General features: G+C 29.8%; 26 protein-coding genes. 11 read left to right on the forward strand and 15 right to left on the reverse strand.

What is annotated here, in order from left to right; genetic code table 11:
* Positions 1-136: 136 nt before the first annotated feature.
* The 4 genes from rfbB to rfbD all read right to left on the reverse strand — a co-directional run bounded on the left by rfbB (position 137) and on the right by rfbD (position 3,540).
* Positions 137-1,144 (reverse strand): dTDP-glucose 4,6-dehydratase, encoded by a 1,008-nt coding sequence (gene rfbB / locus ACR0P1_RS03880; protein ID WP_432645095.1) that lies wholly within the window; start codon positions 1,142-1,144, stop codon positions 137-139.
* 4 nt (positions 1,145-1,148) lie between these two features.
* Positions 1,149-1,709, reverse strand: coding sequence for a dTDP-4-dehydrorhamnose 3,5-epimerase (gene rfbC / locus ACR0P1_RS03885; RefSeq protein ID WP_432645096.1), 561 nt, complete (start codon positions 1,707-1,709; stop codon positions 1,149-1,151).
* A 4-nt stretch (positions 1,710-1,713) separates the two neighbouring features.
* Positions 1,714-2,580, reverse strand: coding sequence for a glucose-1-phosphate thymidylyltransferase RfbA (rfbA, locus tag ACR0P1_RS03890; RefSeq protein WP_432645097.1), 867 nt, complete (start codon positions 2,578-2,580; stop codon positions 1,714-1,716).
* A 120-nt stretch (positions 2,581-2,700) separates the two neighbouring features.
* A complete protein-coding gene (gene rfbD, locus ACR0P1_RS03895; protein ID WP_432645098.1) occupies positions 2,701-3,540 on the reverse strand; it encodes a dTDP-4-dehydrorhamnose reductase in 840 nt (279 codons plus the stop codon).
* Positions 3,541-3,612: 72 nt separating this feature from the next.
* Here rfbD and ACR0P1_RS03900 point away from each other — a divergent pair, with 72 nt between their 5' ends.
* Positions 3,613-4,851 carry a nucleotide sugar dehydrogenase gene (locus ACR0P1_RS03900; protein ID WP_432645099.1) on the forward strand — a complete coding sequence of 413 codons (1,239 nt, stop codon included), beginning with the start codon at positions 3,613-3,615 and terminating at the stop codon, positions 4,849-4,851.
* On the opposite strand, the gene ACR0P1_RS03905 is transcribed toward ACR0P1_RS03900, so the two are convergent.
* On the reverse strand, positions 4,848-6,056 hold the full coding sequence (locus tag ACR0P1_RS03905; protein WP_432645100.1) for a DUF2264 domain-containing protein: 1,209 nt from the start codon (positions 6,054-6,056) through the stop codon (positions 4,848-4,850). The two genes, ACR0P1_RS03900 and ACR0P1_RS03905, sit on opposite strands and share 4 nt — an antisense overlap.
* A gap of 121 nt (positions 6,057-6,177) precedes the next feature.
* Between ACR0P1_RS03905 and hacA the strand changes: the two genes are divergently transcribed.
* The 5 genes from hacA to mmp11 all read left to right on the forward strand — a co-directional run bounded on the left by hacA (position 6,178) and on the right by mmp11 (position 10,407).
* Positions 6,178-7,422: a homoaconitase large subunit gene (gene hacA / locus ACR0P1_RS03910; protein WP_432645101.1), complete on the forward strand. Its 1,245-nt coding sequence runs from the start codon at positions 6,178-6,180 to the stop codon at positions 7,420-7,422.
* 5 nt (positions 7,423-7,427) lie between these two features.
* On the forward strand, positions 7,428-7,907 hold the full coding sequence (locus ACR0P1_RS03915) for a 3-isopropylmalate dehydratase small subunit (protein WP_432645102.1): 480 nt from the start codon (positions 7,428-7,430) through the stop codon (positions 7,905-7,907).
* Positions 7,882-8,889 (forward strand): isocitrate/isopropylmalate family dehydrogenase, encoded by a 1,008-nt coding sequence (locus tag ACR0P1_RS03920; RefSeq protein WP_432645103.1) that lies wholly within the window; start codon positions 7,882-7,884, stop codon positions 8,887-8,889. The genes ACR0P1_RS03915 and ACR0P1_RS03920 overlap by 26 nt, the downstream gene beginning before the upstream one ends.
* Positions 8,890-9,040: 151 nt before the next feature.
* Complete coding sequence (gene ribH / locus ACR0P1_RS03925) at positions 9,041-9,463, forward strand: 6,7-dimethyl-8-ribityllumazine synthase (RefSeq protein WP_432645104.1); 423 nt, start codon at positions 9,041-9,043, stop codon at positions 9,461-9,463.
* An 8-nt stretch (positions 9,464-9,471) separates the two neighbouring features.
* The gene (gene mmp11, locus ACR0P1_RS03930; protein WP_432645105.1) at positions 9,472-10,407 is read left to right on the forward strand and encodes a methanogenesis marker protein 11; all 936 of its coding nucleotides are present in this window, start codon (positions 9,472-9,474) and stop codon (positions 10,405-10,407) included.
* Between the two features lie 32 nt (positions 10,408-10,439).
* Here mmp11 and ACR0P1_RS03935 read toward each other — a convergent pair whose 3' ends face one another.
* Complete coding sequence (locus tag ACR0P1_RS03935) at positions 10,440-12,143, reverse strand: glycosyltransferase (RefSeq protein WP_432645106.1); 1,704 nt, start codon at positions 12,141-12,143, stop codon at positions 10,440-10,442.
* A gap of 117 nt (positions 12,144-12,260) precedes the next feature.
* On the opposite strand from ACR0P1_RS03935, the gene ACR0P1_RS03940 reads away from it, so the two are divergent.
* The 3 genes from ACR0P1_RS03940 to ACR0P1_RS03950 all read left to right on the forward strand — a co-directional run bounded on the left by ACR0P1_RS03940 (position 12,261) and on the right by ACR0P1_RS03950 (position 16,760).
* Positions 12,261-14,408 (forward strand): Tex family protein, encoded by a 2,148-nt coding sequence (locus ACR0P1_RS03940; RefSeq protein WP_432645107.1) that lies wholly within the window; start codon positions 12,261-12,263, stop codon positions 14,406-14,408.
* A gap of 62 nt (positions 14,409-14,470) precedes the next feature.
* Positions 14,471-15,496, forward strand: coding sequence for a 5-(carboxyamino)imidazole ribonucleotide mutase (gene purE, locus ACR0P1_RS03945; protein ID WP_432645108.1), 1,026 nt, complete (start codon positions 14,471-14,473; stop codon positions 15,494-15,496).
* Positions 15,497-15,503: 7 nt separating this feature from the next.
* Positions 15,504-16,760: a UbiD family decarboxylase gene (locus ACR0P1_RS03950; RefSeq protein ID WP_432645109.1), complete on the forward strand. Its 1,257-nt coding sequence runs from the start codon at positions 15,504-15,506 to the stop codon at positions 16,758-16,760.
* A gap of 21 nt (positions 16,761-16,781) precedes the next feature.
* On the opposite strand, the gene amrS is transcribed toward ACR0P1_RS03950, so the two are convergent.
* The 5 genes from amrS to ACR0P1_RS03975 form a co-directional block, all read right to left on the reverse strand.
* On the reverse strand, positions 16,782-17,654 hold the full coding sequence (gene amrS, locus ACR0P1_RS03955) for an AmmeMemoRadiSam system radical SAM enzyme (protein WP_432645120.1): 873 nt from the start codon (positions 17,652-17,654) through the stop codon (positions 16,782-16,784).
* The gene (gene thiL, locus ACR0P1_RS03960; RefSeq protein WP_432645110.1) at positions 17,641-18,567 is read right to left on the reverse strand and encodes a thiamine-phosphate kinase; all 927 of its coding nucleotides are present in this window, start codon (positions 18,565-18,567) and stop codon (positions 17,641-17,643) included. The genes amrS and thiL overlap by 14 nt, the downstream gene beginning before the upstream one ends.
* Before the next feature lie 111 nt (positions 18,568-18,678).
* A complete protein-coding gene (cfbA, locus tag ACR0P1_RS03965) occupies positions 18,679-19,146 on the reverse strand; it encodes a sirohydrochlorin nickelochelatase (protein WP_432645111.1) in 468 nt (155 codons plus the stop codon).
* Between the two features lie 80 nt (positions 19,147-19,226).
* Positions 19,227-20,129, reverse strand: a complete 903-nt coding sequence (gene cfbA, locus ACR0P1_RS03970) for a sirohydrochlorin nickelochelatase (protein ID WP_432645112.1) — start codon at positions 20,127-20,129, stop codon at positions 19,227-19,229.
* A complete protein-coding gene (locus ACR0P1_RS03975; protein ID WP_432645113.1) occupies positions 20,101-20,499 on the reverse strand; it encodes a Zn-ribbon domain-containing OB-fold protein in 399 nt (132 codons plus the stop codon). Before ACR0P1_RS03975 ends, cfbA (ACR0P1_RS03970) begins: the two co-directional genes overlap by 29 nt.
* Positions 20,500-20,671: 172 nt before the next feature.
* Between ACR0P1_RS03975 and ACR0P1_RS03980 the strand changes: the two genes are divergently transcribed.
* A complete protein-coding gene (locus tag ACR0P1_RS03980) occupies positions 20,672-21,610 on the forward strand; it encodes a hypothetical protein (protein ID WP_432645114.1) in 939 nt (312 codons plus the stop codon).
* Positions 21,600-22,469: a type II secretion system protein gene (locus ACR0P1_RS03985; RefSeq protein WP_432645115.1), complete on the forward strand. Its 870-nt coding sequence runs from the start codon at positions 21,600-21,602 to the stop codon at positions 22,467-22,469. Before ACR0P1_RS03980 ends, ACR0P1_RS03985 begins: the two co-directional genes overlap by 11 nt.
* Here the strand turns inward: ACR0P1_RS03985 and ACR0P1_RS03990 are convergent.
* Genes ACR0P1_RS03990 through ACR0P1_RS04005 form a run of 4 tightly spaced genes read right to left on the reverse strand, consistent with a single transcriptional unit; the run spans position 22,466 to position 25,954 of the window.
* Positions 22,466-23,731 carry a magnesium transporter gene (locus ACR0P1_RS03990; protein ID WP_432645116.1) on the reverse strand — a complete coding sequence of 422 codons (1,266 nt, stop codon included), beginning with the start codon at positions 23,729-23,731 and terminating at the stop codon, positions 22,466-22,468. The two genes, ACR0P1_RS03985 and ACR0P1_RS03990, sit on opposite strands and share 4 nt — an antisense overlap.
* Before the next feature lie 27 nt (positions 23,732-23,758).
* Positions 23,759-24,361, reverse strand: coding sequence for a potassium channel family protein (locus ACR0P1_RS03995; RefSeq protein ID WP_432645117.1), 603 nt, complete (start codon positions 24,359-24,361; stop codon positions 23,759-23,761).
* An 11-nt stretch (positions 24,362-24,372) separates the two neighbouring features.
* Positions 24,373-25,446, reverse strand: coding sequence for a precorrin-3B C(17)-methyltransferase (cobJ, locus tag ACR0P1_RS04000; RefSeq protein WP_432645118.1), 1,074 nt, complete (start codon positions 25,444-25,446; stop codon positions 24,373-24,375).
* Positions 25,447-25,453: 7 nt separating this feature from the next.
* Positions 25,454-25,954 (reverse strand): hypothetical protein, encoded by a 501-nt coding sequence (locus ACR0P1_RS04005; protein ID WP_432645119.1) that lies wholly within the window; start codon positions 25,952-25,954, stop codon positions 25,454-25,456.
* Positions 25,955-26,017 lie beyond the last annotated feature (63 nt).

Below are 26,017 nucleotides of genomic sequence, written 5' to 3' on the forward strand. Positions count from 1 at the left end.
ATATATATAATTATCTTAATATTCTAAATATTATTCTAAAAATTAAAAAAAATCAATTTTAAGTAGATAAAATAAAAGAAAAATGAACAATATACTAAAGAATAAATAAAAAAGAGATAGAGTTCAAGTGTAAAAGTTACCTATTAACATACATTTTATTATAATACTCTTGATATTGTCCGCTTTTAACTTGACTAATCCAGTTCTGATTATCTAAATACCATTGGATTGTTTCTTTAATTCCAGTTTCAAAGGTATATTTAGGATGCCATCCCAATTCTTCTTGAATTTTACTAGAATCAATAGCATAACGCCTGTCATGACCTAACCTATCTGTTACAAATTCAATTAAGGATTCATCCTTATTTAACTGACTCAATATTAATTTAACGATTTCTATGTTTTCTTTTTCGTTATTTCCACCAATATTATAAACTTCACCCAGTTTACCTTCATGCAATACCAAATCAATAGCTTGACAGTGGTCATGAACATGTAACCAATCCCTAATGTTTTTACCATCACCATAAACCGGTAATTTTTTATTTTCCAAAGCATTTGAAATCATTAATGGAATTAGTTTTTCAGGAAATTGATACTGTCCATAATTATTAGAACAGCGAGTAATATTTATTGGTAAATCAAATGTTTCACCATAAGCACGAGTTATTAAATCTCCTCCAGCTTTTGAAGCTGAATAAGGACTGTTAGGTTGTAAAGGAGTGTTTTCTGTAAAATATCCTGTTTTTCCAAGAGTACCATAAACTTCATCAGTCGAAATTTGGATGTATTTTTCCACACCGTACTCTTTAGCAGCATTTAATAAAACCTGTGTTCCTAAAACATTTGATTTAATGAAAATTTCAGGATCAGTTATACTCCTGTCCACATGACTTTCAGCTGCAAAGTTAATAATGTAATCACAGTGTTTAACCAAGTCATCAACTATTTTCTTGTCCCTAATGTCACCTTTAACAAATGAATAATTATCTTTATTTTCGATATCCTTTAAATTTTCAAGGTTTCCACAGTATGTTAAAGCATCTAAATTTATAATTTCATAATCTGAGTATTTATTAACCATATATCTAACAAAATTACTCCCAATAAATCCTGCTCCACCAGTAACAAGTATTTTTGACATATAATCACTCATATTTAATTTTAGAATCTTTAAAGCTTAACCATTCTTTATCTTTATCAGATAAAATTATCTCATCAATGTCATCTAATGGCCAATCAATAGCTATATCCTCATCATCCCATCTAATTCCACTTTCATCTTCACCATGATAGAATTCTGTGCATTTATATACAAATTCAGCCTCATCTGACAATACCAAGAATCCATGAGCGAATTTTGGTGGAATAAATAACTGTTTTTTGTTTTCATCAGATAAAATAGTTCCAAACCATTTACCATAAGTAGGAGAATCAGCTCTTAAATCAACCCCAACATCAAATACCTCTCCTTTAATAACGCGAACTAATTTACCTTGAGGATATTTGACTTGTAGGTGAAGACCCCTTAAAACTCCTTTTGTTGATTTTGACTGATTATCCTGAACAAAAGTCAAATCATAGCCGGCATCTTTAAACTCCTTTTCATGATATGTTTCCATAAAATATCCTCTATTATCTTCAAAGACAGTGGGTTCTACTACAAACATTCCTCCAATACCAGTTTCCATAAACTTAAACTTTCCCATAAAATCACTTTTTAGCTAAATTAAATAAATATTGTCCATAATCAGTTTTTTTAAGTTCTTCTGCAGTCTTCAACAATTGTTTTACATCAATATATCCATTTAAATAAGCAATTTCTTCAAGACAAGCAATATACAAACCCTGTCTTTTTTGAACAGTTTCAATAAAGTTTGCTGCTTCTAAAAGCCCTTCATGAGTTCCAGTATCAAGCCAAGCCATACCTCTTCCTAAGAGTTCAACTTTAAGTTTTCCACGTTTTAAATACTCTTCATTGACAGAAGTAATCTCAACCTCACCCCTACTGGAAGGTTTGATATTTTTAGCTATTTCAATGACTTTATTATCATAAAAATAAAGACCCGGTACAATATAATTTGACTTAGGATTTTCTGGTTTTTCCTCAACTGAGAGTACATTCCACTCATCATCAAACTCAACAACACCAAAATCTTCTGGATTATTTGTGTAATAACCAAATATCACTGCACCTTCATCCAATTGGGTTGCTCTTTTAAGGACTTCTGTAAATCTATGACCATGAAATACATTATCTCCTAAAATTAAAGCTACATTATCATCACCAATGAATTGTTCACCAATTATAAATGCTTCTGCAAGCCCATTAGGATTTTCCTGAATAGCATATGAAAACTTAATTCCCAAACTTGCCCCATCACCTAAAAGATCTTTATACATGGGTAAATCTCTAGGAGTTGAAATAATTAATATATCCTTAATTCCTGCTAGCATTAATACAGAAATAGGATAATAAATCATTGGTTTATCATATAAAGGCAATAATTGTTTTGAAACTGCTTTTGTAATAGGATAAAGACGAGTCCCAGAACCACCTGCAAGTACTATACCTTTCATAATAATCACTATTAAATATATTTTTTATAACTAATATACTATTTTAGATTTGAAAAATTTCATTCTAGGCATCTTAAAATATATTTATCTGGATTAATCAATTGAATTTTACATGAACAATCATAAAATTCTCTCAATATATTCTTTAATAGCTTCTTTATAACTCCTAAGTGGATTAAAACCCTTGTTAATCCAGTTTTTATTTTTTAATACAGAATAATTAGGACGCGGTGCAGAACGGGCAAATTCCAATGCAGTAACAGGAATTACTTTAACATCAATATTGGCTACTTCAAATATGTATCTTGCAAATTCACACCAAGAACAACTTCCAGAATTAGTTAAATGATAAATACCATGAAAATCAGTTTCTATTAACTCAGAAATACCTTTAGCTAAATCTAGAGTGTAAGTAGGTGTTCCAACTTCATCATAGACAACAGTGATTTCAGAGTGATTTTTTGCAAGTTCAATCATAGTTTTAGGAAAATTTTTACCATTAATACCATACAACCAAGCAGTTCTCACAATAAAATACTTATCCAGTATTTCCAGAATAGCATCTTCCCCTTTAAGTTTACTTTTACCATAAATACTTATTGGACCAACTTCATCATCTTCAACCCATGGTTCATCCTTTTTCCCATTAAAAATATAGTCAGTACTTATATGAACAAGAGTACAATCAATTTCCTTACATGCAAGAGCTAAATTCCTAACACCTTCTCCATTAACAGCATAAGCAACATCTTGATTTTCCTCACATCCATCAACATCAGTATATGCTGCTGCATTAATAACAATATCTGGTTTCTTATCTAAAATAAACTCCATTGTATGTTTTTTATCAGTTATATCTAATGTTTTAGAAGTTGTAAGTATCAATTCATGATTATTCTTTAAAACTTCTTGTAAATCATATCCCAACATTCCATTAGAACCAGTTATTAAAATTTTCATATTAACCACTTAGAATATTAATATTAGTTTTAACAAATATTATATTTATATTTAAGAATTGGAGTTAACATCATGAAAGTATGTATAATAGGTCAAGGATATATTGGACTTCCAACTGCAGCACTTTTTTCAAAAAGTCATTGTAATGTGGTTGGAGTAGACATTTCTGAAAAAATAATTAATAATTTAAACAAAGGAATAGTTCACATTGAAGAACCAGGAATAGAAGACCTAATTAAAAATGCAGTAGAAAAAGAAACATATATAGCCAGTTTAACCCCACAAAAAGCCAATGCATTTATTATTACTGTACCAACACCATATGTTGTTGAGAATTATAGTTGTGATTTAAGTTATGTTATTGATGCATGTCACTCCATAATACCATTTTTAGAAAAGGGAAATACTGTCATTATCGAATCTACAATCGCTCCAATGTCAACTGATGAACAAATAAAACCAATATTTGAAGAAGCAGGATTTACTATTGGAAAGGATTTATATCTTGCACATTGCCCAGAAAGAGTTCTTCCAGGACAAATAATGCATGAATTAGTCAACAATAATAGAATTATTGGTGGAGTCACACCTAAATGTGCTGAAAAAGCAAGTGAAGTTTATGGACAATTTGTTGAAGGAGAATTAATACTTACTGAAGCAAAAACAGCTGAATTATCAAAATGTATGGAAAATACATTTAGAGATGTAAATATTGCACTTGCAAACGAACTTACAAAAATTTGTGCAGAGATTGGTGTTAATGCACTTGATGTAATTCAAATGGCAAATAAACATCCAAGAGTTAACCTTCATTCTCCGGGACCAGGTGTTGGAGGACACTGCCTCGCAATTGATCCATATTTTATTTATGCGAAAGCTCCTGAAACTGCAAAAATCATCAAATTAGCAAGAGATACAAACAATTCAATGCCAGATTTTGTTTGTGATAATGTTAGAAAGATTATTAAAAAAGGTAAAATATCTGTTTTAGGTGTTTCTTATAAAGGAAATACAGATGATGATAGGGAAAGTCCTGCTTATGAAATAATAGCTAAATTAAGTAGTGATTATGATATTCTAATCCATGACCCTCACATTGAAAATCCTAATTATGTAACATTTAATGAAGTAGTAAAAAACAGTGATTTAATTTTAGTACTATGTGACCATGATGAATTTAAAGATTTAGACTATGATTTAATAAAAAATAGTATGGAAAATCCAGTAATCTTTGATACAAAAAATATAATAAAAGAAGTTCCATCTGAAATTAAATTATATAATTATGGAAACTTATATGAATTAAACTAGAAATTAATAGGTTGATCTCTTTCAATTAGATGGCCACTCCATGCTTTAAGACTACTCCATTCCGCAGAAGGAGATTTCCAAAATATATCATCCATTTTTAAACCTAATGGTAAAAAAAGTGAACAACATGAGTAAAGAGTTCCTGTGTTAGTAGTATCCTCAGAAATATCTATCTGTGAACCATTTAAACCAATAATTAACCATCCATTAGAATTGAAATTATCATACGATTCAAATTGAGTTTTTAAAACTTTTGTAAGAGCAGATCTAACTTGAGCTGGATTAATATTTCTTGGCAATATTTTAAATAAAGTAGCTTGTGCCATTGAATGGAAAATACCACAACGATAAGATAAAAATTTTCCAATTAATGGATAAGTTCCTTCAGGTGAAATAACTCTTTCAAGCTGTGATGCTAATCTTGAAGACCTCATTAATTGAACATCTAAGAATTCACCATCTTCCAAACTATATTTCCTCATTACCATTAAAATATCATTAAGCATAGGATGAATAAATAAGCTATTATAATAACCTAATTCAAAATCTTCACCATCACTATACATCCCATCTCCAATATATAACTCATCTCTAAACTTACGAACACCATAAACCAAACGTTCCTTATCACATTCACCAGTGAATTCTAAAAGAGCAGCTTCAATCATTGAAGTATATAATAACCAATGATTTTCATAAGGAGCTATGATTCTTGTACTTTTAAGATCTCTAATTATTCTAGCTTGAATATTAATAGGTAAATTAAGCCAAATTTGATTTTTAGCTCTAAGTAATCCTTGAGCAAATAAAGCAACATCAACTAAAGATTGTTTAGGTTCCACAACAAAAATATAATCATTACTCTTTGGATTAATAGCATTAGAAATAGATTTTAGTGTTAAATAAATATATTTCTCACGAATTTTACCTTCTTCAGAATTATCTACACCAAGTTCCAACCAAGGTGCAATTCCATTGAATATTCTGACAAAAGCATCAAAATAAGCAGATTGATGATTATCAGCAGAAATAGATTCAATAGGCATGTTTTTTTTAAGAGAATCTCTTGATAAATTATTTAATACAGGAAAAGCAATTTTTTGTAAAGTTGAAACCCAAAAAATTCTATCTTCCAAAATAGGAGGTTTTTCCTCAATTACAGGAGTTTCTTTTTTTTTAAATCTTTTAAAAATTGAGTTACTCATACTATATATTTTTGATAAACATATTATATAAATCTATAAAAATTAAATTTTTAATAAATAAAACAATCATTTTATATTTTATAATAAACATATATTTATCATTAATAAAAAGGGGTATAATATGCCAACAATGTCAGAAAAAATATTAGCTAAAGCTTCAGGGAAAGATAATATAGAAGCTGGAGACATAGTTATTGCAAATATTGATGTGGCAATGACACATGATTTAACTGGGCCTCTTTCAGTAGAATCTTTTGAAAAAATTGGAGCTAAAAATGTTTGGGATGCATCAAAAATCATCATTCCTTTTGATCACCAAGTTCCTGCAGATTCTATCGATTCAGCTAATAATCATATAATTATGAGAAAATTTGTTAAAAAATATAATATTAAAAATTTTTATGATGTTAATGCTGGAGTTTGCCACCAAATTTTACCAGAACAAGGCCATGTAGTACCTGGAGAAGTAATTGTAGGTGCAGATTCCCATACATGTACTCATGGAGCATTAGGAGCATTTTCAGCAGGCATTGGATCAACAGATATGGCAATGGTATTTGCCGAAGGTAATTTATGGTTTAAAGTGCCTGAAACAAATAGGTTTAACATTACTGGAGATTTAAAAGAAAATGTCTATGCAAAAGATGTTATTTTATATATCATTGGTCAAATGGGTGCTGATGGTTCAACTTACAAAGCCTGTGAATTTGCCGGTGAAACTATATCAAATATGAGTGTTTCAGATAGAATGGTATTGTGCAATATGGCAATTGAAATGGGTGGAAAAACTGGTTTAGTAGAACCTGATCAAAAGACAATTGATTATGTTGAAAAACGTTCTAATAAACCTTATAAAATATTTAAAACCGATTTGGATTCATCTTCACTTGACATTATTGACATTGACATTAGTGATTTAGAACCTCAAATTGCTTGTCCCCATAATGTAGACAATGTAAAGCCAATTAGTGAAGTAGACCAAGAAATTGATCAAGTATTTTTAGGTTCCTGTACTAATGGTAGATTAAGTGACTTAAGAGATGCTGCTAAAATATTAAAAGGCAATAAGATAGCTAAAGACACTAGAATGTTAGTTATCCCAGCATCCAGAGAAATATATTTAAAAGCATTAGATGAAGGACTAATTAAAATATTCGTTGAATCTGGTGCGCTTGTATCCGCTCCATGTTGTGGTCCATGCCTCGGAGGACACACAGGAATTATCGGACCAGACGAGGTAAGTTTATCCACTTCCAATAGAAACTTTAAAGGAAGACAAGGAAGTCCAGATGGAAAAGTATTTTTATCCTCTGCTGCTGTTGCTGCTGCTTCAGCAATTGAAGGAAAAATTGTAGCTCCGGAGTAAATAATATGAAAGGAACAGCATGGAAATTCGGAAATGATATTGATACAGACATTATCATTCCAGGAAGATACTTAATTTATACTGATGAAGAAAGATTATCCAAACATTGTATGGAAGGTTTAGATTCTGAATTTAACAAAAAATGTAAAAAAGGTGATTTTATTGTTGCAGGAACCAACTTTGGATGTGGTTCCTCAAGAGAACATGCCCCAATAGCACTTAAAGGTGCCGGAGTATCAGCTATCATTGCTGAATCTTTTGCAAGAATATTTTATAGAAATGCTACAAATGTTGGAATTCCACTATTAGAAGCTCCAGGAATTAGTAAATTTATAGAAGATGGAGACGAAATTGAAATTGATTTGGACAAAGCAACTATAAAATCTCAGGATGGGGAAATACTCACTTTTAAAAAATTACCTCCATTCATGTTAGAAATATTAGAACAAGGTGGTTTAATTGAATACCTCAAAAACAAAAGATAAATATCAAATTGCTGTTATCCCTGGTGATGGCATAGGTAATGAAGTAATGGAAGCAGCAATATATGTTTTAGATGCTTTAAACATAAACTTTGAGTATATTTATGCACAAGCAGGTGATGAATGTCTTGAAAAAAATGGTACTGCATTACCTGATGAAACATTAGAAATTATTAGAAAATCTGATGCTTGTTTATTTGGTGCAGCAGGTGAAACCGCAGCAGACGTAATTGTTAAAATACGTCAAGAAATGAGAATGTTTGCTAACTTAAGGCCCGTAAAATCCTATCCAAACACTAATTCATTATCTGATAATATAGATTTCATGATAGTACGTGAAAATACTGAAGGATTATATATAGCGGGTGAAGAAGATTATACTGAAGAAGGTGCAGTAGCTAGACGTATTATTACACGTGAAGCAGAAGAACGTATTATTGACTATGCATTTAAATATGCAAAAGAAAATAATAAAAGTAAAGTAACTGGTGTTCACAAAGCTAATGTATTAAAAAAAAGTGATGGTTTATTTAAAGAGGTATTCTATGAAGTTGCTAAAAGATATCCTGAAATTGCAACTGAGGATTATTACGTAGATGCAACCGCAATGTATCTTATTACAAAACCAGAAAGCTTTGATGTAATCGTAACCACAAATCTTTTTGGAGATATACTTTCTGACGAAGGTGCTGGTCTTGTTGGAGGACTTGGTTTAATACCATCTGCCAATATAGGTGAAAATGCAGCATTATTTGAGCCTGTTCATGGTTCAGCACCAGACATTGCAGGTCAAGGTAAAGCCAACCCAATAGCTATGATGCTTTCAGCCATAATGATGCTTAGATATCTTGGTGAAAATGAAGCAGCTGATAAATTTGATAATGCAATATTGAAAGTACTTAATAATGCTAATAGTTTAACTTGCGATTTAGGCGGTTCTGCAACCACTATGGAACTAGCTGAGGAAGTTAAAAATAATTTATAAAATGGAGATAGATTCATGAACTTTAAAAAATTAACAAAAATACAATTTGCAGCACTTTTTATCATATTTATTATGGTGATAAGTGGGGTTGCTGGATTCCTTCTCACATTATTTAGTGGAAGTATGTAAAAAAATATAGAGGTTAGATAAAATGGTAAAATATGAAATTGCAGCAGTAGTTGCAGAATTTAATTATGATATTACACAAATGATGTTAGAACTCGCAAAAGCAGAAGCAAAAAACAGAGACTGCGAAATTACAAAAGTAGTTGCTGTTCCTGGTGTATTCGATATGCCCCTTGTAATTAAAAAATTATTAAAATCAGGAAAATATGATGCACTTGTTACATTAGGCGCTGTAATCGAAGGTGCAACCGACCACGATCAAATTGTAGCACAACATGCTTCTCGTAAAATTGCTGATTTAGCATTAGAATACGATACTCCAGTAGCACTTGGTATTACTGGTCCTGGAATGACTAGACTAGATGCTCATAGACGTGTTAAAAATGCAAAAAGTGCAGTTGAAGCAGCTATCAAAATGTGCGATAGATTAAGTGAATTAGACGAATAGATGATTACATGGAAATATTAAAACCTAATGAATTACGAGAAAAATTTAACGACCCATGGATTGCACCATACAAAAAAGTATTAACAATGGTGGAAGGAGATAAAGTAGAACTCGTTGAATATCACCCATGTATCTCCGGTTCACATTGGTTATTAAATCAATACAGAAACAATTCTGAGTTAATTGATTCAGCTTACCGTGACGGCAATAAACATGTCTATAAATGTCATGTTGGTAAAGCACCATTAGACCTTAAAGCAAGTTTTAATGCAGCAGGAATTGATGAAATTGTTGTTGATGGTGATGAAGTTAAAATAACTCACAGCGGACTTGCTGGTGCTGGTGTCGGAGCTGGAATGTGTAGAGGAATGGGTGAGGGCGTTAAATACATTGAACTTATTCAAGTTGGAGGAGGTTCAAAAGCTGGAAAAGCTACAGTTGTTACCCCAAAACTTGAAAAAGTAGTAATTGGTATTGATGATACAGATGTTAAAGATGCTGGAGCTACTTGGACAATGGCCCATAATTTAGGTGTTGAACTTGAAAATGAAGGTTTTGAATACTTAGACCATATTATTGTCCAATTATACCCACATAATCCACATAAAACTCAAAACTGTGTATCCATTGCATTAACATTTGCCGTTGAAGAATCTAAAAAAGAAGAGTTAATAAACAGAGTTATTGAAATTCTTAAAAGGGACACTTTATCCGATAAAACTGCAATTGCTATTTTAGAAGGTTTAGAAATTCCTAAAAAATTAAGAGAGTATTCAATAGCTACAAAATCTGGAATGATGAATGTCGAAACTGCAGAATCAATTGCAGAAGAATTAAATATTCCATTAATTGCTGTTACAGGCGAACAAGGAAAAGTTGGTGCTCTTGCTGCTTTAGGTCTTTATGATGATGTTGAAGAAGCTGTAAAAGCATATGATAAATAAATCTAAAAGAAATTATTCCTTTTAGATTTATACTATTTTTTAAAATTAAAATTTAGGAAATTACCTTGATTTCCACTGATAAACTGTTTAATTGAAGTGGAATTTGTATCACTAAATACCATTGTTATATTATGCCTACCATATTCAAAAGATTTAGTTAAATTATCCTCATAATCAAAGGAAGTTACATAACTTCCATCTAAGAAGATATCATATGTTCCATTATTTTTAAAACAACCGTATGAGGATACAATAGATTCATTATCCAAACATATTTCATATTTAGAAGACTGTTTTTCATTTGATAAAATAAAATATTTTTCCTTAATTGTTGTATTATTGTATTCATAGGCATGAGTAATTAAAGAACCATCAAAAACATCTTTTAAACGACTATTTTGGATTACTTCACCATTTTTAACATGTAATAATTTTTTAACTTCAATAGGCAACCTTAAAATATCAGGTTCCCCAAATCTAGTTTCATTGATTTTATAGATAGTATCTCCTAATTTAATTGTGTCATTAACACCAACATCCAGCGTCATCATTGCATCCGAAGGCATACGTATTTGATTAGATTCATTTTCGATTGCAGTATCAATAGTGTATGGTCCCCTTACGGAGATTGTGTCTTGTGGAGAATCATCAGCATAAATTATTAAATTTCTAGAGTTAGGTTCAATTGATAAAACACCATGATCAAAGTTTGCTGCACCAATAAATGTTGAAATCATCAGAAGCAATATTATTATTGAAATAATCATTGGAAAATGAATCTTAACAAAAGATTTTACCAAACTACTTCCCCGTGCCTTTTTAAACATTACAATTGATTTAATAATCACTTTAATAATGTAAAAAATTGCAATTAAAACACCAATGATTGAAATTATGACTCCTATAGCCAATGGAACAAATTTTACAAAGAAAATTGTAAATAATCCAAGAATCACTAAAGACAAACCAACAATAGCCATTCTAATATAATAACCAATATCATCAATCATTGTAACTCTTCCGTACTTATTAGCACGGCCGATAATTGTTCGTACAACTTCATTAGCCATCAAATTCAAATCAGAAAGTGAAGACATATCATGTTCAATAGCACCAATATCAACTTCCATGATAGAAATTCCCAAAACATCAGCATCAATAACAATACCAACGTCCACACCATAATCACTTTCAAAATTAATCTTCTTTAAAACTTCCTTACGTGCTGCAAATTGACCACTTAACGGCTGTTCAAATGAAATTTCCGGGAAGAAAAAGTTGAGTAACGGTTTAGCCGTAAGTTCAGTAACACGCCCACTTGCACGAGAAAATTTAGTTTTAGTAATATCTGTTTTACCATCCAAAATAGGTTTAATCATTGATTCAACTTTACTAGATGTTAAGTTATAAATATCCGCATCAATAAATGCAATAATATCACATTCAGAATATTTATATCCTGTTTTTAAAGCTTCCCCTTTTCCTTTATTAATATCATGATTAATTACAATAGCTCCAGCCTTTAAAGCCTCTTCTTCTGTATTATCCGATGATCCATCATTAACAACAATGATTTCATCAACAAACGATACTTTCTTGACTACTTGTATGACCTTAGCCACAGTATCTTCTTCATTAAATGCAGGAATGATAACTGAAACTTTTTTATATTTATTAGGTTTTTGAGCTTTTACACCCGCAAGCAAAAAAGAAAGAATTACAAAAAACCAATACATTAAAATTCACCGTTACTTATTATAGTATTAGTTATATTTTTTATAACATATAAAATAGAAAGATTAAATTAATCTTAAAAATAACAATAGTATATTTAAATTAATTTATGTGAAAAAATGATAGCAAAAACACTCGAAAAAGAATTGAATCTATCTAATTGGCAAGTTAATAAAGTAATCCAATTAATTGATGATGGAAATACAATACCATTCATTGCAAGATATAGAAAAGATGTTACTGGTTCATTAAATGACGTTACCCTTAGGAAATTTGATGAAAGATTAAAATATCTTAGAAATTTAGAAGATAAAAAAGAAAAGACTATTAAAAGGATAGATGAGCTTGGAAAATTAGATGATACCTTAAAAAATAATATTATCAATTCAAAAACACTAGTTGAACTTGAAGATTTATACAGACCATACAAAACTAAAAAACAAACAAGAGCAACAAAAGCTCGTGAAAAAGGTCTTGAACCTTTAGCATCAATAATATTAAAACAGGAAACTAAAGAAAACATAGAAACTATTGCTCAAAATTACATAACTGAAGAAATTAAGACTCCTAAAGAAGCAATTCAAGGTGCACAGGACATTATTGCTGAAGAAATTTCAGATAACTCTGAATTTAGAAAAAAAATTAGGCAAAATACTTTTTATACAGGTCAAATCGAAACAAAATCTAAAAATAAAGAAGAATCAACTGAATACGACATTTATTATAATTACTCAGAAAACATTAAAAAAATACCTCCACACAGAATTCTAGCGATTAATAGGGCAGAAAAAGAAGGAGTAATTAAATGTAAAATCACATGTGATATTGATGAAATAATTGAATATCTAAATAGGCATATTCTAAAAAACATCTCACAAATTCCTGAAAAAATCGAATATAATCCCCATACAACATCAATTATCAAAGAATCTGTTGAAGATGCTTATAAAAGATTGATTTCACCTGCAATAGAAAGGGAAATTAGAAATTACCTAACCGAAAAAGCAGAAGAAAAATCAATTGAAGTATTTGCAAAGAATTTAAATCAGCTATTAATGGAAAGTCCTCTTGTTGGAAAAACCATATTAGGATGGGACCCTGCTTTCAGAACAGGATGTAAACTAGCAATCATCGATGAAACAGGAAAAGTTCTTGATACTGCATTAATTTATCCAACACAACCTCAAAATAAAGTTAAAGAATCAATTGAAACCGTTCGGAAATTAATTAATAAATACAACATTAATGTAATAGCTATTGGAAATGGAACTGCTTCAAGAGAATCAGAAGAAATCGTTGCTGAAATAATTAAAAATACCAAAGTAGAATATATCATCGTAAATGAAGCTGGTGCATCCGTTTATTCAGCTTCAAAATATGCTGATGAAGAATTTCCTGATTTTTCCGAAGGAGAAAGAAGTGCTATTTCAATTGCCAGAAGACTTCAAGATCCATTAGCAGAACTAGTAAAAATTGATCCAAAATCCATTGGTGTTGGACAATACCAGCATGACATGAATCAGAAATTATTAACTCAATCATTAACTGGAGTTGTTGAAAAAGTAGTGAATGAAGTAGGTGTGGATTTAAATACTGCATCCGTAAGCTTACTTAATTACGTTTCAGGAATCGGAAATGCCACTGCTAAGAATATTATAAAATATAGGGAAGAAAACGGAAGCTTTAACTCTAGAAAAGAATTATTAAAAGTTAAAAAACTTGGTAAAAAAACATATGAACAATGTGCAGGATTTATTAAAGTTAAAAACCCAGAATATCCTCTTGATAATACCACAATACATCCTGAATCATATGATACTACTTATAAACTACTTGAAAAACTTAATTATAGTGTCAACGATATTGGAAGCACAAACTTAAAATTAGATAATATTAACATCAAAAAAATTTCAGATGAATTAAATGTTGGTCAAGAAACACTAAAGGACATTATTAAAGAACTTAAAAAACCTGGACGAGACCCTCGTGATGACATGCCAAAACCTATGCTTAGAAAGAATGTATTGTCAATTGAAGACTTAGAAATAGGCATGATAATGCAGGGAACTGTTAGAAATATCGTAGACTTTGGAGCATTTGTTGACATTGGAGTTCATCAAGATGGACTGGTTCATATTTCACAATTAGTTGCAGACAAATTTGTAAAACATCCACTTGATATCGTCAGCATCGGAGATATCGTTGATGTAAAAGTTTTAGACATTGATTTAAAAAGAAATAGAATTAACCTCTCAATGATACTTTAATGTTATATATTTTAAAATCAATAATTAATAGTTAATAAACAAATGATAATAGAGGATTTTTAATGACACCAAAGATAATGATTATTCTTGGAAGTGGATCAGATATCGCTATAGCTGAAAAAAGTATGAAAATATTAGAAAAACTAGAAATACCCTATAGTTTAAAAATCGCATCAGCTCACAGAACACCTAATTTAGTTCGTGAAATTGTTATTCAAGGTACCAATGCTGGAATTGAAGTATTCATTGGTATTGCAGGTCTTGCTGCACACTTACCTGGTGCAATTGCAGCTTATACACCAAGACCTGTTATAGGTGTACCTGTAGATGTTAAAACAGGAGGTATTGATGCATTAGAATCCATTGTCCAAATGCCTTATCCCTCCCCAATTGCTACCGTAGGAATTGATAGAGGAGATAATGCTGCAATACTAGCTGCACAATTTATTGGACTTCATGATGAAAAAGTACGTCAAAAAGTAATCAATTTAAGAAAAGAATATGCTTTAAAAGTTAAAAATAGTAACGAGGAAATTGTACAAAAAATTGAAGATAAAAAATTCCTCCAAAACGATTTTTTAAGAATTAAAGACCTCAATATTAATGATGTTGAAGTGAATGAAGAAAAACCTGATTGTAAAAATAGTGATGCTACCGTCGCAATTATTGTTGGAAGACAAACCGATGTTGTCATTGCAAAAAAAGTTTCAGTAATATTAAGCAGACTTAAAATTTCACATGATATCAAAGTTGTCTGTCCAATCAGATCTACTCAAAAATTTACAAATTATGTTAAATCAATGAAAAACGCTAAAATATTCATTGGAATTAGCTCTAACTCTTCTCAAGTAACTGGAGGAATTGTAGGTCTTACTGATAGGCCTGTAATTGGTGTTCCTTGTACTAATGAAAATGGGGATAATTATATGCTTACCACAGTTAGTATGCCACCAGGAGTTCCTGTTGCAACCGTAGGAATAAATAATAGTAAAAACGCAGCAGTTCTTGCAGCAGAAATCCTATCTATTGATAATCCTTCTATTACAGAACTTCTTGGAAAACTAAAAAACAAAAAAATTAATTTATAGGGATAGTATGATATTAAAAGATGAAAACATTATAGAAATTACTGAAGAGCTTTCAAGCGAGTTTGAAGTAGCAAAAATTTTAAGAAAATATCCAAAAGACACTGTAATTATAAAAAATGTAAAAGGTTTCGATATTCCGGTTATTTCAGGAATATGTAACACTAGAGACAAAATCGCAAAATCCATTAATTGTGAAGTTTCTGAAATTACTGAAAAAATCATCGAAGCTATGGAAAACCCAATTGAAATAAATAAATATACTGATTTTTCTCAATATGAAACATTAGATATTGATTTAGATAAAATTCCTATTTTAACCCATTATACAAGAGATGGCGGGGCTTACATTACCTCAGGTGTAGTGTTTGCACGTGACCCAGTGACTGGAATTCAAAATGCATCAATCCATAGAATGATGGTGCTTGATAACAAAAGACTAGTCATTAGGATTGTCCCTAGAAATCTTTACACCTATTTTAAAAACGCTCAAAAAGAAGATAAAGACTTGGAAATTGCAATAGCTATTGGAATGGATCCTGCAATTTTACTTGCAAGTACTACTTCAATACCTATTGATTACAATGAAATGGAAGTTGCAAATGCCTTTAAAAATGGTGAACTTGAATTAATCAAATGTGGAGATTTAGAAGTCCCACAAGCAGACATAATCCTTGAAGGTAAAATTTCAGTAACAGAAACTATTTCTGAAGGCCCATTTGTCGATTTAACTGATACTTATGATATTATTCGTGAGCAACCAATTATTAACTTAGAAAAAATGCACATCAAAAAGGATAATCCTTGCTATCATGCAATTTTACCAGCAGGATTTGAACATAAATTATTACAAGGCCTTCCACAAGAACCAAGAATATTCAAATCTGTTAAAAATGCAGTTCCTACAGTTGAAAATGTTGTTTTGACTGAAGGAGGTTGTTGTTGGTTACATTCTGTTGTTTCAATTAATAAACAGACAGAAGGTGATGGTAAAAATGCTATTATGGCAGCATTATCTGCTCATCCTTCACTTAAACACTGTGTTGTTGTAGATACAGACGTTAATGTATTTGATGCTGAAGATGTTGAATATGCAATAGCTACACGTGTTAAAGGTGATAAAGACATTATGATTGTTCCTAATGTACGTGGATCTTCTCTTGATCCTGTTGCTGAAAGTGATGGAACTACTACTAAAATAGGAGTAGATGCAACTAAATCACTTAAAACACTTGAAAAATTCGAAAGAGTTAGTTTTTCAGAATAACTAACTTTTTAATTACTTTTTTTAAATATTGCCTAAATAAACATTAACAATTCCTTTTTCATGTGCGATATCACGTGCTTTAAACAGGATTTCATGGTTTGTTGGGGAAATATCGTTCATCATATAATAAGGAAAAGCTCTTGAGAAATGAAGTGGTACTTCTGAACCCAATTCATTAACAACAAAATCACATAAATCATTAATCTCTTCTATTGAATCATTATACTCATTAATAATTAAATTTGTAATTTCCAAATGTTTTCCTTCTCCATAAATTCTTCTCAAATTATCAAGAACAACATCCAAATCCGCTCCACAAATCTTTTTATAAAAATTCTCTGACATAGATTTCAAGTCTATATTAAAAGCATCAACGAATGTTAAAACCTCTTCGATGGACTTATTCGAAAAGTATCCATTACTTACATAAATTACCTTCAAGTTTTTTTGTTTTGCAAGCAAAGAAGTTTTCTTATTAAACGGTAAGTGTATAGTAGGTTCATTATATGTCCAAGCAATTGACTTACAATTATATTTAATTGCATTTTTCACAATCTCTTCTGGTGTTATCTTAATACTTCTTGAATACTTATCATATTCTTTAGATATCATATAGTTCTGGCAATGCAAACATCCCATATTACACCCAAAACCACCGATTGAATATGTAAAGGTACCTGGTAAAAATTTATTTAAAGGCTTTTTTTCAATAGGATCTGGACTTAAAGATGAAACGATACCATATGATTCATCAAATAACTCCCCATTGATATTTTTATGTTGGCCACAAACTCCATATTTACCTTCAGCTATTTTACAGTAATTTGCACAAATTTCACATCTTATTTTCTGTGTTTTAGAACTCTTTTTATACAAATCATTACTCACTAACATAATGCTCATAACCTTTATTTTCAATTTCTTCAATTATTCCATTTTCTAAAGTGATTTCAACAATATCAGAATCATTTACAACACCAATTACTTTATATTCAATTGGTAATTTTTTAATATCCTCTTCAGAAATTGTAAAAATAAGCTCAAAGTCTTCACCAAAATATAAAACCAAGTCTAAATAATTTAAATTAAGATTACTTGCCATATTTTTATATTCATCAGATATTCCCATAAGCTCTTCATGAATCATAAATCCAAATCCGTCTTGTTTAATCTCATACAATTCACTTGCAAGACCATCGGTAATGTCTGTAGCAGATGTAGCACCATATTTTTTTAAAACTTCTCCTTCTTTGATTCTAGCCCTTGGCTTTAAAACCTTTTCAGTATAAATATTCTTATCTTCAATATCTAAATTAAATCCAAGTGCGGCAAGCCCAATATCCCCCGTAATCGCTATCAAATCGCCTTTTTTATAAGAATTTTTCATTAATGGCTTATCACATAACCCTAATGCAGTTCCAGAAATTATAATCTCAGATGCTTCATTTGTATCTCCCCCGATTAATGGAATTGAATAAATGTCACATGCTTTTAAAACACCATTAATAATCTCTTTAAAAGAATCCACTTCCAAATCTTTAGGTAAGGCCATTGATAATAAAAATCCTAATGGTTTAGACCCCATTGCTGCTAAATCACTTACATTGACTGTGACAGCTTTAAATCCCATGTCAAAAAATGACATGTTTTCTGGAAAATGCCTAGACTGAATAAGCATATCACATGTTGAAATCAAATTTAAACCTTCTAAATGAGTTATTGCAGTATCATCTGGAATTATTTCTTCTGAATTAGCTATAATATATCTAACTAATTCTTTTTCACCAATATCTGAGATTTTAGTCATGAATATAGTATAAATTTTAGATTAAATAAATATTCTTATAGAGATATAAATCTTTAAAATTAAATAGTATTTCAAGTGAAACAACAAAAAAATAAGTAAAATGTTTCAGAATTATAAATGTTCTGAAACTCTGTCTTTAATAATTTCATACATACGCTTGTCAACACCAAGAGGATCAGTTAAAATGATTTCACCATCAAATTCAACAACATCTTCCTCATGGTCATGATGGTGATGGTGATGATGTCCGTGATTATGGTGATTATGTTGGTGATGATGAACATCCTCTTCTTCAAAATCACTTTCAATACCAAGTAACTTTGGAATATCTCTTTTAGTATGTAATCCATGTGCAACAAATACAGGCACAACAATTATTTTTTCTAAATCAGCTTTTTGAGTTAAAGCTTTAATAGAATCAGATATGCTTGGTTTTCTAATTTCCATAAAACCATATTCAACAATAGCTTCCGGAAATTCTTCCTGATACATTTCTTTATAAGCTTTAATTACTTCTTCGCCATCTTTTAATCTAGATCCATGACTTAAAAGTAAAATTCCTGTTTTTTTATCAATCATATATATCCTTCAAATCAATTTATTATTAAATTTTATTAAGTTATCTTTAAAAAATAATTTTTCAAAAAAAATATGAAAAATTATAATTTTTCATTAACCATTTTAATTAAAATATCTATTAAGATATCATCTGCTTTAATAGGTTCTGGATAGAGGATTTCACCATCGAAATCAACTGGAGTCAAATCATGAGTGTGATTATGACCATGGCTATGTCCATGGGAATGTTCATGATTATCTAAAAATCCTAAGATATGTGGAATATCATGAGTTGTATGCATTCCAGGAGCAATAAATACTGGAACAACAACTAATCTCTCAAGTTCATTTTCATCTACTAACTTATTAATAGATTCAGGAATACTAGGTCCACATAATTCCATAAATCCAAAACTAGATGGTAAATCACAATTTTTTTCAAATTTATCATATAATGCAGTAGCAAATTCCTTGTTATAATTTAATCTAGAACCATGGGTAACAAGTAGAATACCAGTTTTTGCATCATCATTTAACTTAGATTCAAGTAAAGCTTCATCAATCCTTTTATTAATAATCTCTAAAAGTTCATCACGTGGCCCAATTGAACTTAATAACTCTATTTTACCATCAAACTCAATATCTTTAGCTATTGATAAATAATGATCTGCAGGATAATTTCCATCAGGACACCTAGGATCAACTTCTAAAGGTTCAAGACCTAATAATTGAGGAATATCAATATTTGTATGGATTCCAGGAGCTAAAAACACTGGAAGTGCAATAATATTATCTAAATCATCGACTTGTTCCTTTAATATTTCAACAGCACCAGCGATAGTAGGTTCAGAAACTTTCATATAACCAATTTCAGCAGCTAAACCACTTTTTTTGATGAATTTTTCTTTAATTTCTGTAAATACTTCTTCTGCAAATGGTAAAGTACTACCATGGCTTACTAAAATTACACCAGTATTATTTGATAACTTTGAATTTATATCCATAAGAGATAACTCCGTCCTTTCCATCTTCTCTTATTTTTCTAAATACCATTTCAACATCATCACCAATTTCAAGATCATCAACATCACAATCTACAAGTTGTGAAGTTAATTTTGCTCCTTCTTCAAGCTCAATTACCGCTACAGCATAAGGAGCTACTTTTTTAAAACTATCTGGTGCTGATCTAATTACGGAAAATGTATAAATTTTACCTTTTCCAGAAAATTGGAAAGGTTCAAGATCTCCTTTTCTTCTACAATTAGGACAAACTACACGAGATGGGAAAAATAATTCACCACAAGTGTTACATTTAGTACCAATGAGGTTATATCTTTGTTGAATATGACGCCATGTTCTTACAGTATCAGACATGTAAATCCTCCATATATTTCTATTAAGTATAGTTTATAATTAAATGATATAAATAATTATTTTTTTTATTATTAATTTTAAACATATTAAAAAAAAGTAATACTCATCATCACAAAATCACATAGTCGCACTTACAAAATAAATTTATAAATTTCAGCATAAATTTTTAAAAATGAAAATAGACTCTAAAGGAAATTTAATTGTAGGAGCAACTGCAATTTTAATTGTTTCATTATTATTGATTTGTATTTTTGTTATAACCTCCATAAATTATATTCAAACTGAAAATATTGACTCCCAATCCAATGATAATTTCAAATATATTATTGAAGATTATACACAAAATTTAAAAATCTATGGAAGAGATGCAATAGCTAAGACTACACAAAAAGTTTTTAACGGACTACCTGTGACAAATAGTGAAAAACAAATAAAAAATAACCTAAATAAAGTTTTAGACAAGAAAAATAAAGAATATGAAGAAAAATACGATGCAAAAATTATATCCGATGTTCTATCTGTAGAAAATACTGATTCACCATGGAAAATACTTTTTAAAGTTAAATTAAACATTCAAAAAGACAACGAAAAATATTCTAAAATAATTGAAAAAAATGCATCTGTTGAAGGTTTAAGAGATCCTTTGCCAATTGCTAAATTAACTATCCTATCCGGAATTTTAACTTATGATAATCAAATACACTATAAAACAGGACTATCTGCATATATGCTATTACATAATCTAGACTCTCCTGAATCATACATTGAAGCTACAGCACCATTATACATTAAGAAATGTCCATATGATCCATATATTCATCATGGAGATCCCGGAGTACTTGATGATTGCCTTAAGCAGGGATATTTCCATGAAAGTGCAGATGGGAGCTGTTATTTATGTAGACTTGAAGGAAAAGGAAAATGTCCCCATTATGGTTTTGAGGTATTCATACAGACTCATACCCCTATAAAAAATGAGACATTATCCTGTTCAGACCATGTTGTATTTGCGGACCATTACAATGGTAAAAAAATAAATCCAGATGACTGGAACAGCTTAATTTTAGATTCATCCCATAGAAAAAAATACGGATTGATTAATGATGGATAATAAAGGAAGCATAACTATAGAAATTACAGTGGTTTTATTAATAGTTCTATTGATTTTTGGGGCTATCTTATCATCTTACGAGAATACAACAGATAAAATAACCAAAACACAAGAAAAGAAAAATATGGAAATATTAACTAGTGAAATTGTTGATAACTTAATCAATAATCCAGGAGTACCAGAAAAATGGTTTGAATATGATAAAGGAACACCTGGACTTGCAATTACAAATGAAGGTGGTGAAATTATTCCAAACAGTGTTTCCTATTCAAAATTGGCATCACTTGGAAAAAACTATAAAAAGCTTGTAGATGAGCAGATATTCAAATCAAAACTTTATTCATCAATGGAATTAATCCCAAATAAGAGGTTAATTTCAAGTGTAAAAATCGGTCATGATGATGAGTCAGACAACATATTTTCAGTCAATAGATTAGTAAAATGTGACTTTTATAAAAAATATGTCCTAAAAGACTTTCAAAATGATGGAAAATGTAATCACAATCATAATCAAGAATATCACAGCTGTAATTATTTTAAAGTTTTTAAAGGAAATCTAAAAAGCTCAGATTACTATTTACTAATCGACAGTAGCGAAAAATATGATTTAAAATATATCGTGGACACAACAAAAGCTACTAAAGAAAACTATTGGGAAAATACAATGTCAGATAAAATTTATTTAAATGATAAAATCAATTTTTATGATGATACAAGTGCAATTGTATTTATTCACTTTAAAAAACCTCAAGCCAAGGCTGTTTTAGTGAATATTCCTAAAAATTTTGATAAGAACAAACTAAAATACGATTATTTTAAAACAAACGAATGTCAATTCATCTTAAAGGCTTGGTATTAAATTAAAGCACCTAATATAAATAATGATACTGAAATCAAGACAAGACTAGATATTGAATCTGTTACACTGGTTGAAACCGGAATCACAATATTGTCTGGATCTAAATTATTATTATATGAAACTGTTGAAATGTAATAAACAACAAAAACCATTATTGAAACTAAAATAAGTCCTGATAATGTACTAATCGGAATTATCTTATCAAAGCCAACACCAACTGTTCCAAGTGAAATTGAGGATACTTCAGCTAATATTCCAATTAAAGGAAATATTATAATGCATAATATAAAACAAATACCAAAATTATGAAGTGTTTCGCCTTTAGGCTTTGATAATGGTTCAATTAAACCTGAATGAAGACCTGATGATAATCTTGCACCTAAAATACTGATTAAACTTCCACTTTCTCCTGAGAATAATGGAATTAATGTAAGTAAACTAGGATTTGTGAGTAATGTTTCAAGTGAACTATTTAAAATCCCACCAGCAGAACCTCCTAAAAAGGAACATAGAAACAATATAGGAGTAGATTGTTTTAAAATAGTTCTAGTTTCATCAGATAACCTATAACAATAAATAAAACTTATTAAAATTGCAAATACCATTAATATTAAAACTATATCCTTAACTATTAAATTAAAGTTCAATGCATTAAGTATAAATATTGAAACGATAATAGCTGGAAGAGTAAATAAATCTCCAAACCCTGCAATTATTGGACTTGTGATATTATCTGGATCCCAACCATATTCAAAGCTTTTGAATGAAACAAACATTGTAATTGGAAGCATGATTAAATTAGAAAGTAATCCTGCAATTGTACAAATCAATATAAAGTCAATTAAAGCCATTGATTGGTAATGCAATAAAATACAGAATATCTTAGCTATTACAGCTAAAAATATTGATAAAATCAATGTTAATACAAATGATGAAAAGATATTATTATTTAAATCCTCTGAAAATTCAAATTGTGGAGATATTAATCCTATGTGTAAACTGGTAGATAACCTTGAAGCAAAGGATCCAAAAATATTTCCTCTCATTCCAATAGCTCCAGGAATAACAACTAATAAACCTGGAAATGTTTCAAAGAAAAAAGTCATCCTACCTAATACAATACCTGCTATTAAATCACCAACAGCACAAATTAAAAGAGCAAGTAATCCTTCTTTTATAATACGATTATTATACTCACTGAAGAATTCAGATAATCTTCGAGCAGATAGTGAGCTGCGTATCATCTTCTGCTGTTTTTTCACACATATCACTACCTATAATCATTTCAATCACTCTTCATCCTCTTCTAATTCCTCTGGAATATCTTCAAAAGAACAGGTTCCAGAAGCAAGTTTTTCCAATAATTCAGCACCTTCATCAGTACCTTTTAAAATTAATATATCATTAGGTAAAATCATAGTATTTTTATCAGGACCGTAAATCCAAGACACACCTCTTCTAATAGCAATTACTTTCATACCAGTACGATTGACTAAAAGTAAATCACCTAATGTATTATTTGATAATTCAGATGATTCAGTAACTTTAACTCTAACAATACTTTTATCAGATTCTTCCATTACCATTTTAAATACGGGATGTGGTTTAAAACCAGTGAGTACTAAATCAGCTAAATCTTTTGCTGCATTTGCCATACTTTCAGCAGCCTCTGCAATTTCAAGTAATGCAGTTAATTTTTCAGCATCTTCATATGATCGTGCTGCAACTAATGATTCCTTTTTAATTTCATAATTCATTGCATTAACTTCATTTTCTAATGTAATTACCTCTTCAGCTGCAGCTTTACTATTGAATAAAACAGCTGAGTAAGCTAAATCTACCATAAGTTCCGACATATTTTTCATTTCTATTAAAAGATTTTTAATTGACACTTAAAACACCACTAAAGATCATTTGGATTATTTTTTAATAGACATGCCCTTCTAAGCTTTAATAAAGTTTTTTTCTTTAATTTTAAATCTTCAATATCTTCAAAAATTTTTTCAAAAGATGGACGTAAGCATTCAACACTTTCTTTATTATGTAACCATGTACAATTTTTACAATTCCAAACATTCTTACCTTTAATCCATTCTCCTCCTGTTGAAGAATCTCCACATGGATAAAATGGACAATAACAGAAATCACAATACTGTCCCTCATAATGGCATGGATAAAATTCACATTCCCTATTTGGACCAATAGCAATTTCCCCATTCAAGAATTTTTTATAATGATTTTGTGATAATTCATGAATATTAGATTTGATTACATATCCTCTAGGTGTTACAAGTTTTCCATCTTGAACATATGTCAAATCATTTCCAACAATTAAAGTACAAGACATGTTAACCATATCTTCAGTCAAATCTTTAATTTTAACAATTGTTTCCTTTGGAGGAGTATATGTACTATCAACAATTCCAATTAATGTATTTTCATCCTTGATATCTAAAATACATTGCTTAAATCTTCTAAATGGTTCTTTACGAGTTTTACTAATAGGATTATAAATTGCAACTATTAAATCAGCTTTAAGAGCATGTTTTAATTTCTTTTCAATTTCAGATAATGGAGTTAAAATATTACTTAAGCTAATAGCTGCAAAATCATTTAAAGGTGCTCCCAAATAACTAGAAGTATAATTCAATGCTGAAACACCGGGAATAACTTTTATTTCTATATCTTCATATTTACTAACAATCTGATATAATACATTTGCCATTCCAAATACACCAGGGTCTCCAGAACTAATTAATGAAACAGTTTGACCATCTAAGCTTTTTTGAATAGCAAATTCTGCTCTAACTATTTCATCACCCATACCTTTTTTAATGATTTCTTTATCTTGAATTAAATCTTCAATTTGATCAATATATTTTTTATAACCAATTATAACATCAGACTCTTCAATAGCTTTTAAAGCTCCTAATGTCATATTTTCCCTATTTTGACCAATACCTATTACATAAATCATTTTACCACTAATATAATTTCAAAACTGAAGTTATGGTCATAGAATTTGTATCAACCATTATTCCATTACTTCTATAAGATGCAGACGCAGAAGCTATAATTTTATAAGATGGATCTTGACTAATAACAATTTGACTTGAAGTTGAATTAGGGGAAGCATAACCTAAAGCTTCAATACTTACAGTGAAATTTTTATCATCATCAGGATCATCACGTGTAGTTATATTCATTGAATCAACATTAACTCCATCAACTTTCGATAAGTCTTGCATTTCAAGCGCAACATCTTTTTTATTAGTAATATTGATTGGAGTTGGATCTTTTATTAAAGCTTCATTAACATTTTCAGGATTTAAAATAGAAGATATTTTCTGTATTTGCATATCAATTAATCCTTGAACATTAGGAGCTTCAGCAGTAACAATAGTATACGAACTAAAAAGACCTACTTCAAAAAATATAACAAATAAAACAACTATTAAAATAATTCTAACAAATTTATTCGCCATTTTATCACAATCATTATTTAACTTATAATATGATAATTTTTATTTTTAATATATAATAAAGAT

The organism is Methanobrevibacter sp. (genome assembly GCF_050872065.1).
In the GTDB taxonomy this organism is placed as follows: Archaea; Methanobacteriota; Methanobacteria; order Methanobacteriales; family Methanobacteriaceae; genus Methanocatella.

Coding starts and splice junctions, on each gene's coding strand:
- ACR0P1_RS03950 (WP_432645109.1), top strand. CDS start 15,504: ATGATATTAAAAGATGAAAACATTATAGAAATTACTGAAGAGCTTTCA.
- rfbA (WP_432645097.1), bottom strand. CDS start 2,580: ATGAAAGGTATAGTACTTGCAGGTGGTTCTGGGACTCGTCTTTATCCT.
- ACR0P1_RS03905 (WP_432645100.1), bottom strand. CDS start 6,056: ATGAGTAACTCAATTTTTAAAAGATTTAAAAAAAAAGAAACTCCTGTA.
- ACR0P1_RS03975 (WP_432645113.1), bottom strand. CDS start 20,499: ATGTCTGATACTGTAAGAACATGGCGTCATATTCAACAAAGATATAAC.
- ribH (WP_432645104.1), top strand. CDS start 9,041: ATGGTAAAATATGAAATTGCAGCAGTAGTTGCAGAATTTAATTATGAT.
- purE (WP_432645108.1), top strand. CDS start 14,471: ATGACACCAAAGATAATGATTATTCTTGGAAGTGGATCAGATATCGCT.
- ACR0P1_RS03980 (WP_432645114.1), top strand. CDS start 20,672: ATGAAAATAGACTCTAAAGGAAATTTAATTGTAGGAGCAACTGCAATT.
- ACR0P1_RS03935 (WP_432645106.1), bottom strand. CDS start 12,143: ATGTATTGGTTTTTTGTAATTCTTTCTTTTTTGCTTGCGGGTGTAAAA.
- cobJ (WP_432645118.1), bottom strand. CDS start 25,446: ATGATTTATGTAATAGGTATTGGTCAAAATAGGGAAAATATGACATTA.
- thiL (WP_432645110.1), bottom strand. CDS start 18,567: ATGACTAAAATCTCAGATATTGGTGAAAAAGAATTAGTTAGATATATT.
- cfbA (WP_432645111.1), bottom strand. CDS start 19,146: ATGATTGATAAAAAAACAGGAATTTTACTTTTAAGTCATGGATCTAGA.
- ACR0P1_RS03940 (WP_432645107.1), top strand. CDS start 12,261: ATGATAGCAAAAACACTCGAAAAAGAATTGAATCTATCTAATTGGCAA.
- rfbC (WP_432645096.1), bottom strand. CDS start 1,709: ATGGGAAAGTTTAAGTTTATGGAAACTGGTATTGGAGGAATGTTTGTA.
- ACR0P1_RS03900 (WP_432645099.1), top strand. CDS start 3,613: ATGAAAGTATGTATAATAGGTCAAGGATATATTGGACTTCCAACTGCA.
- cfbA (WP_432645112.1), bottom strand. CDS start 20,129: ATGGATATAAATTCAAAGTTATCAAATAATACTGGTGTAATTTTAGTA.
- rfbB (WP_432645095.1), bottom strand. CDS start 1,144: ATGTCAAAAATACTTGTTACTGGTGGAGCAGGATTTATTGGGAGTAAT.
- rfbD (WP_432645098.1), bottom strand. CDS start 3,540: ATGAAAATTTTAATAACTGGTTCTAATGGAATGTTGGGATATGATTTA.
- hacA (WP_432645101.1), top strand. CDS start 6,178: ATGCCAACAATGTCAGAAAAAATATTAGCTAAAGCTTCAGGGAAAGAT.
- ACR0P1_RS04005 (WP_432645119.1), bottom strand. CDS start 25,954: ATGGCGAATAAATTTGTTAGAATTATTTTAATAGTTGTTTTATTTGTT.
- mmp11 (WP_432645105.1), top strand. CDS start 9,472: ATGGAAATATTAAAACCTAATGAATTACGAGAAAAATTTAACGACCCA.
- ACR0P1_RS03985 (WP_432645115.1), top strand. CDS start 21,600: ATGATGGATAATAAAGGAAGCATAACTATAGAAATTACAGTGGTTTTA.
- amrS (WP_432645120.1), bottom strand. CDS start 17,654: ATGTTAGTGAGTAATGATTTGTATAAAAAGAGTTCTAAAACACAGAAA.
- ACR0P1_RS03915 (WP_432645102.1), top strand. CDS start 7,428: ATGAAAGGAACAGCATGGAAATTCGGAAATGATATTGATACAGACATT.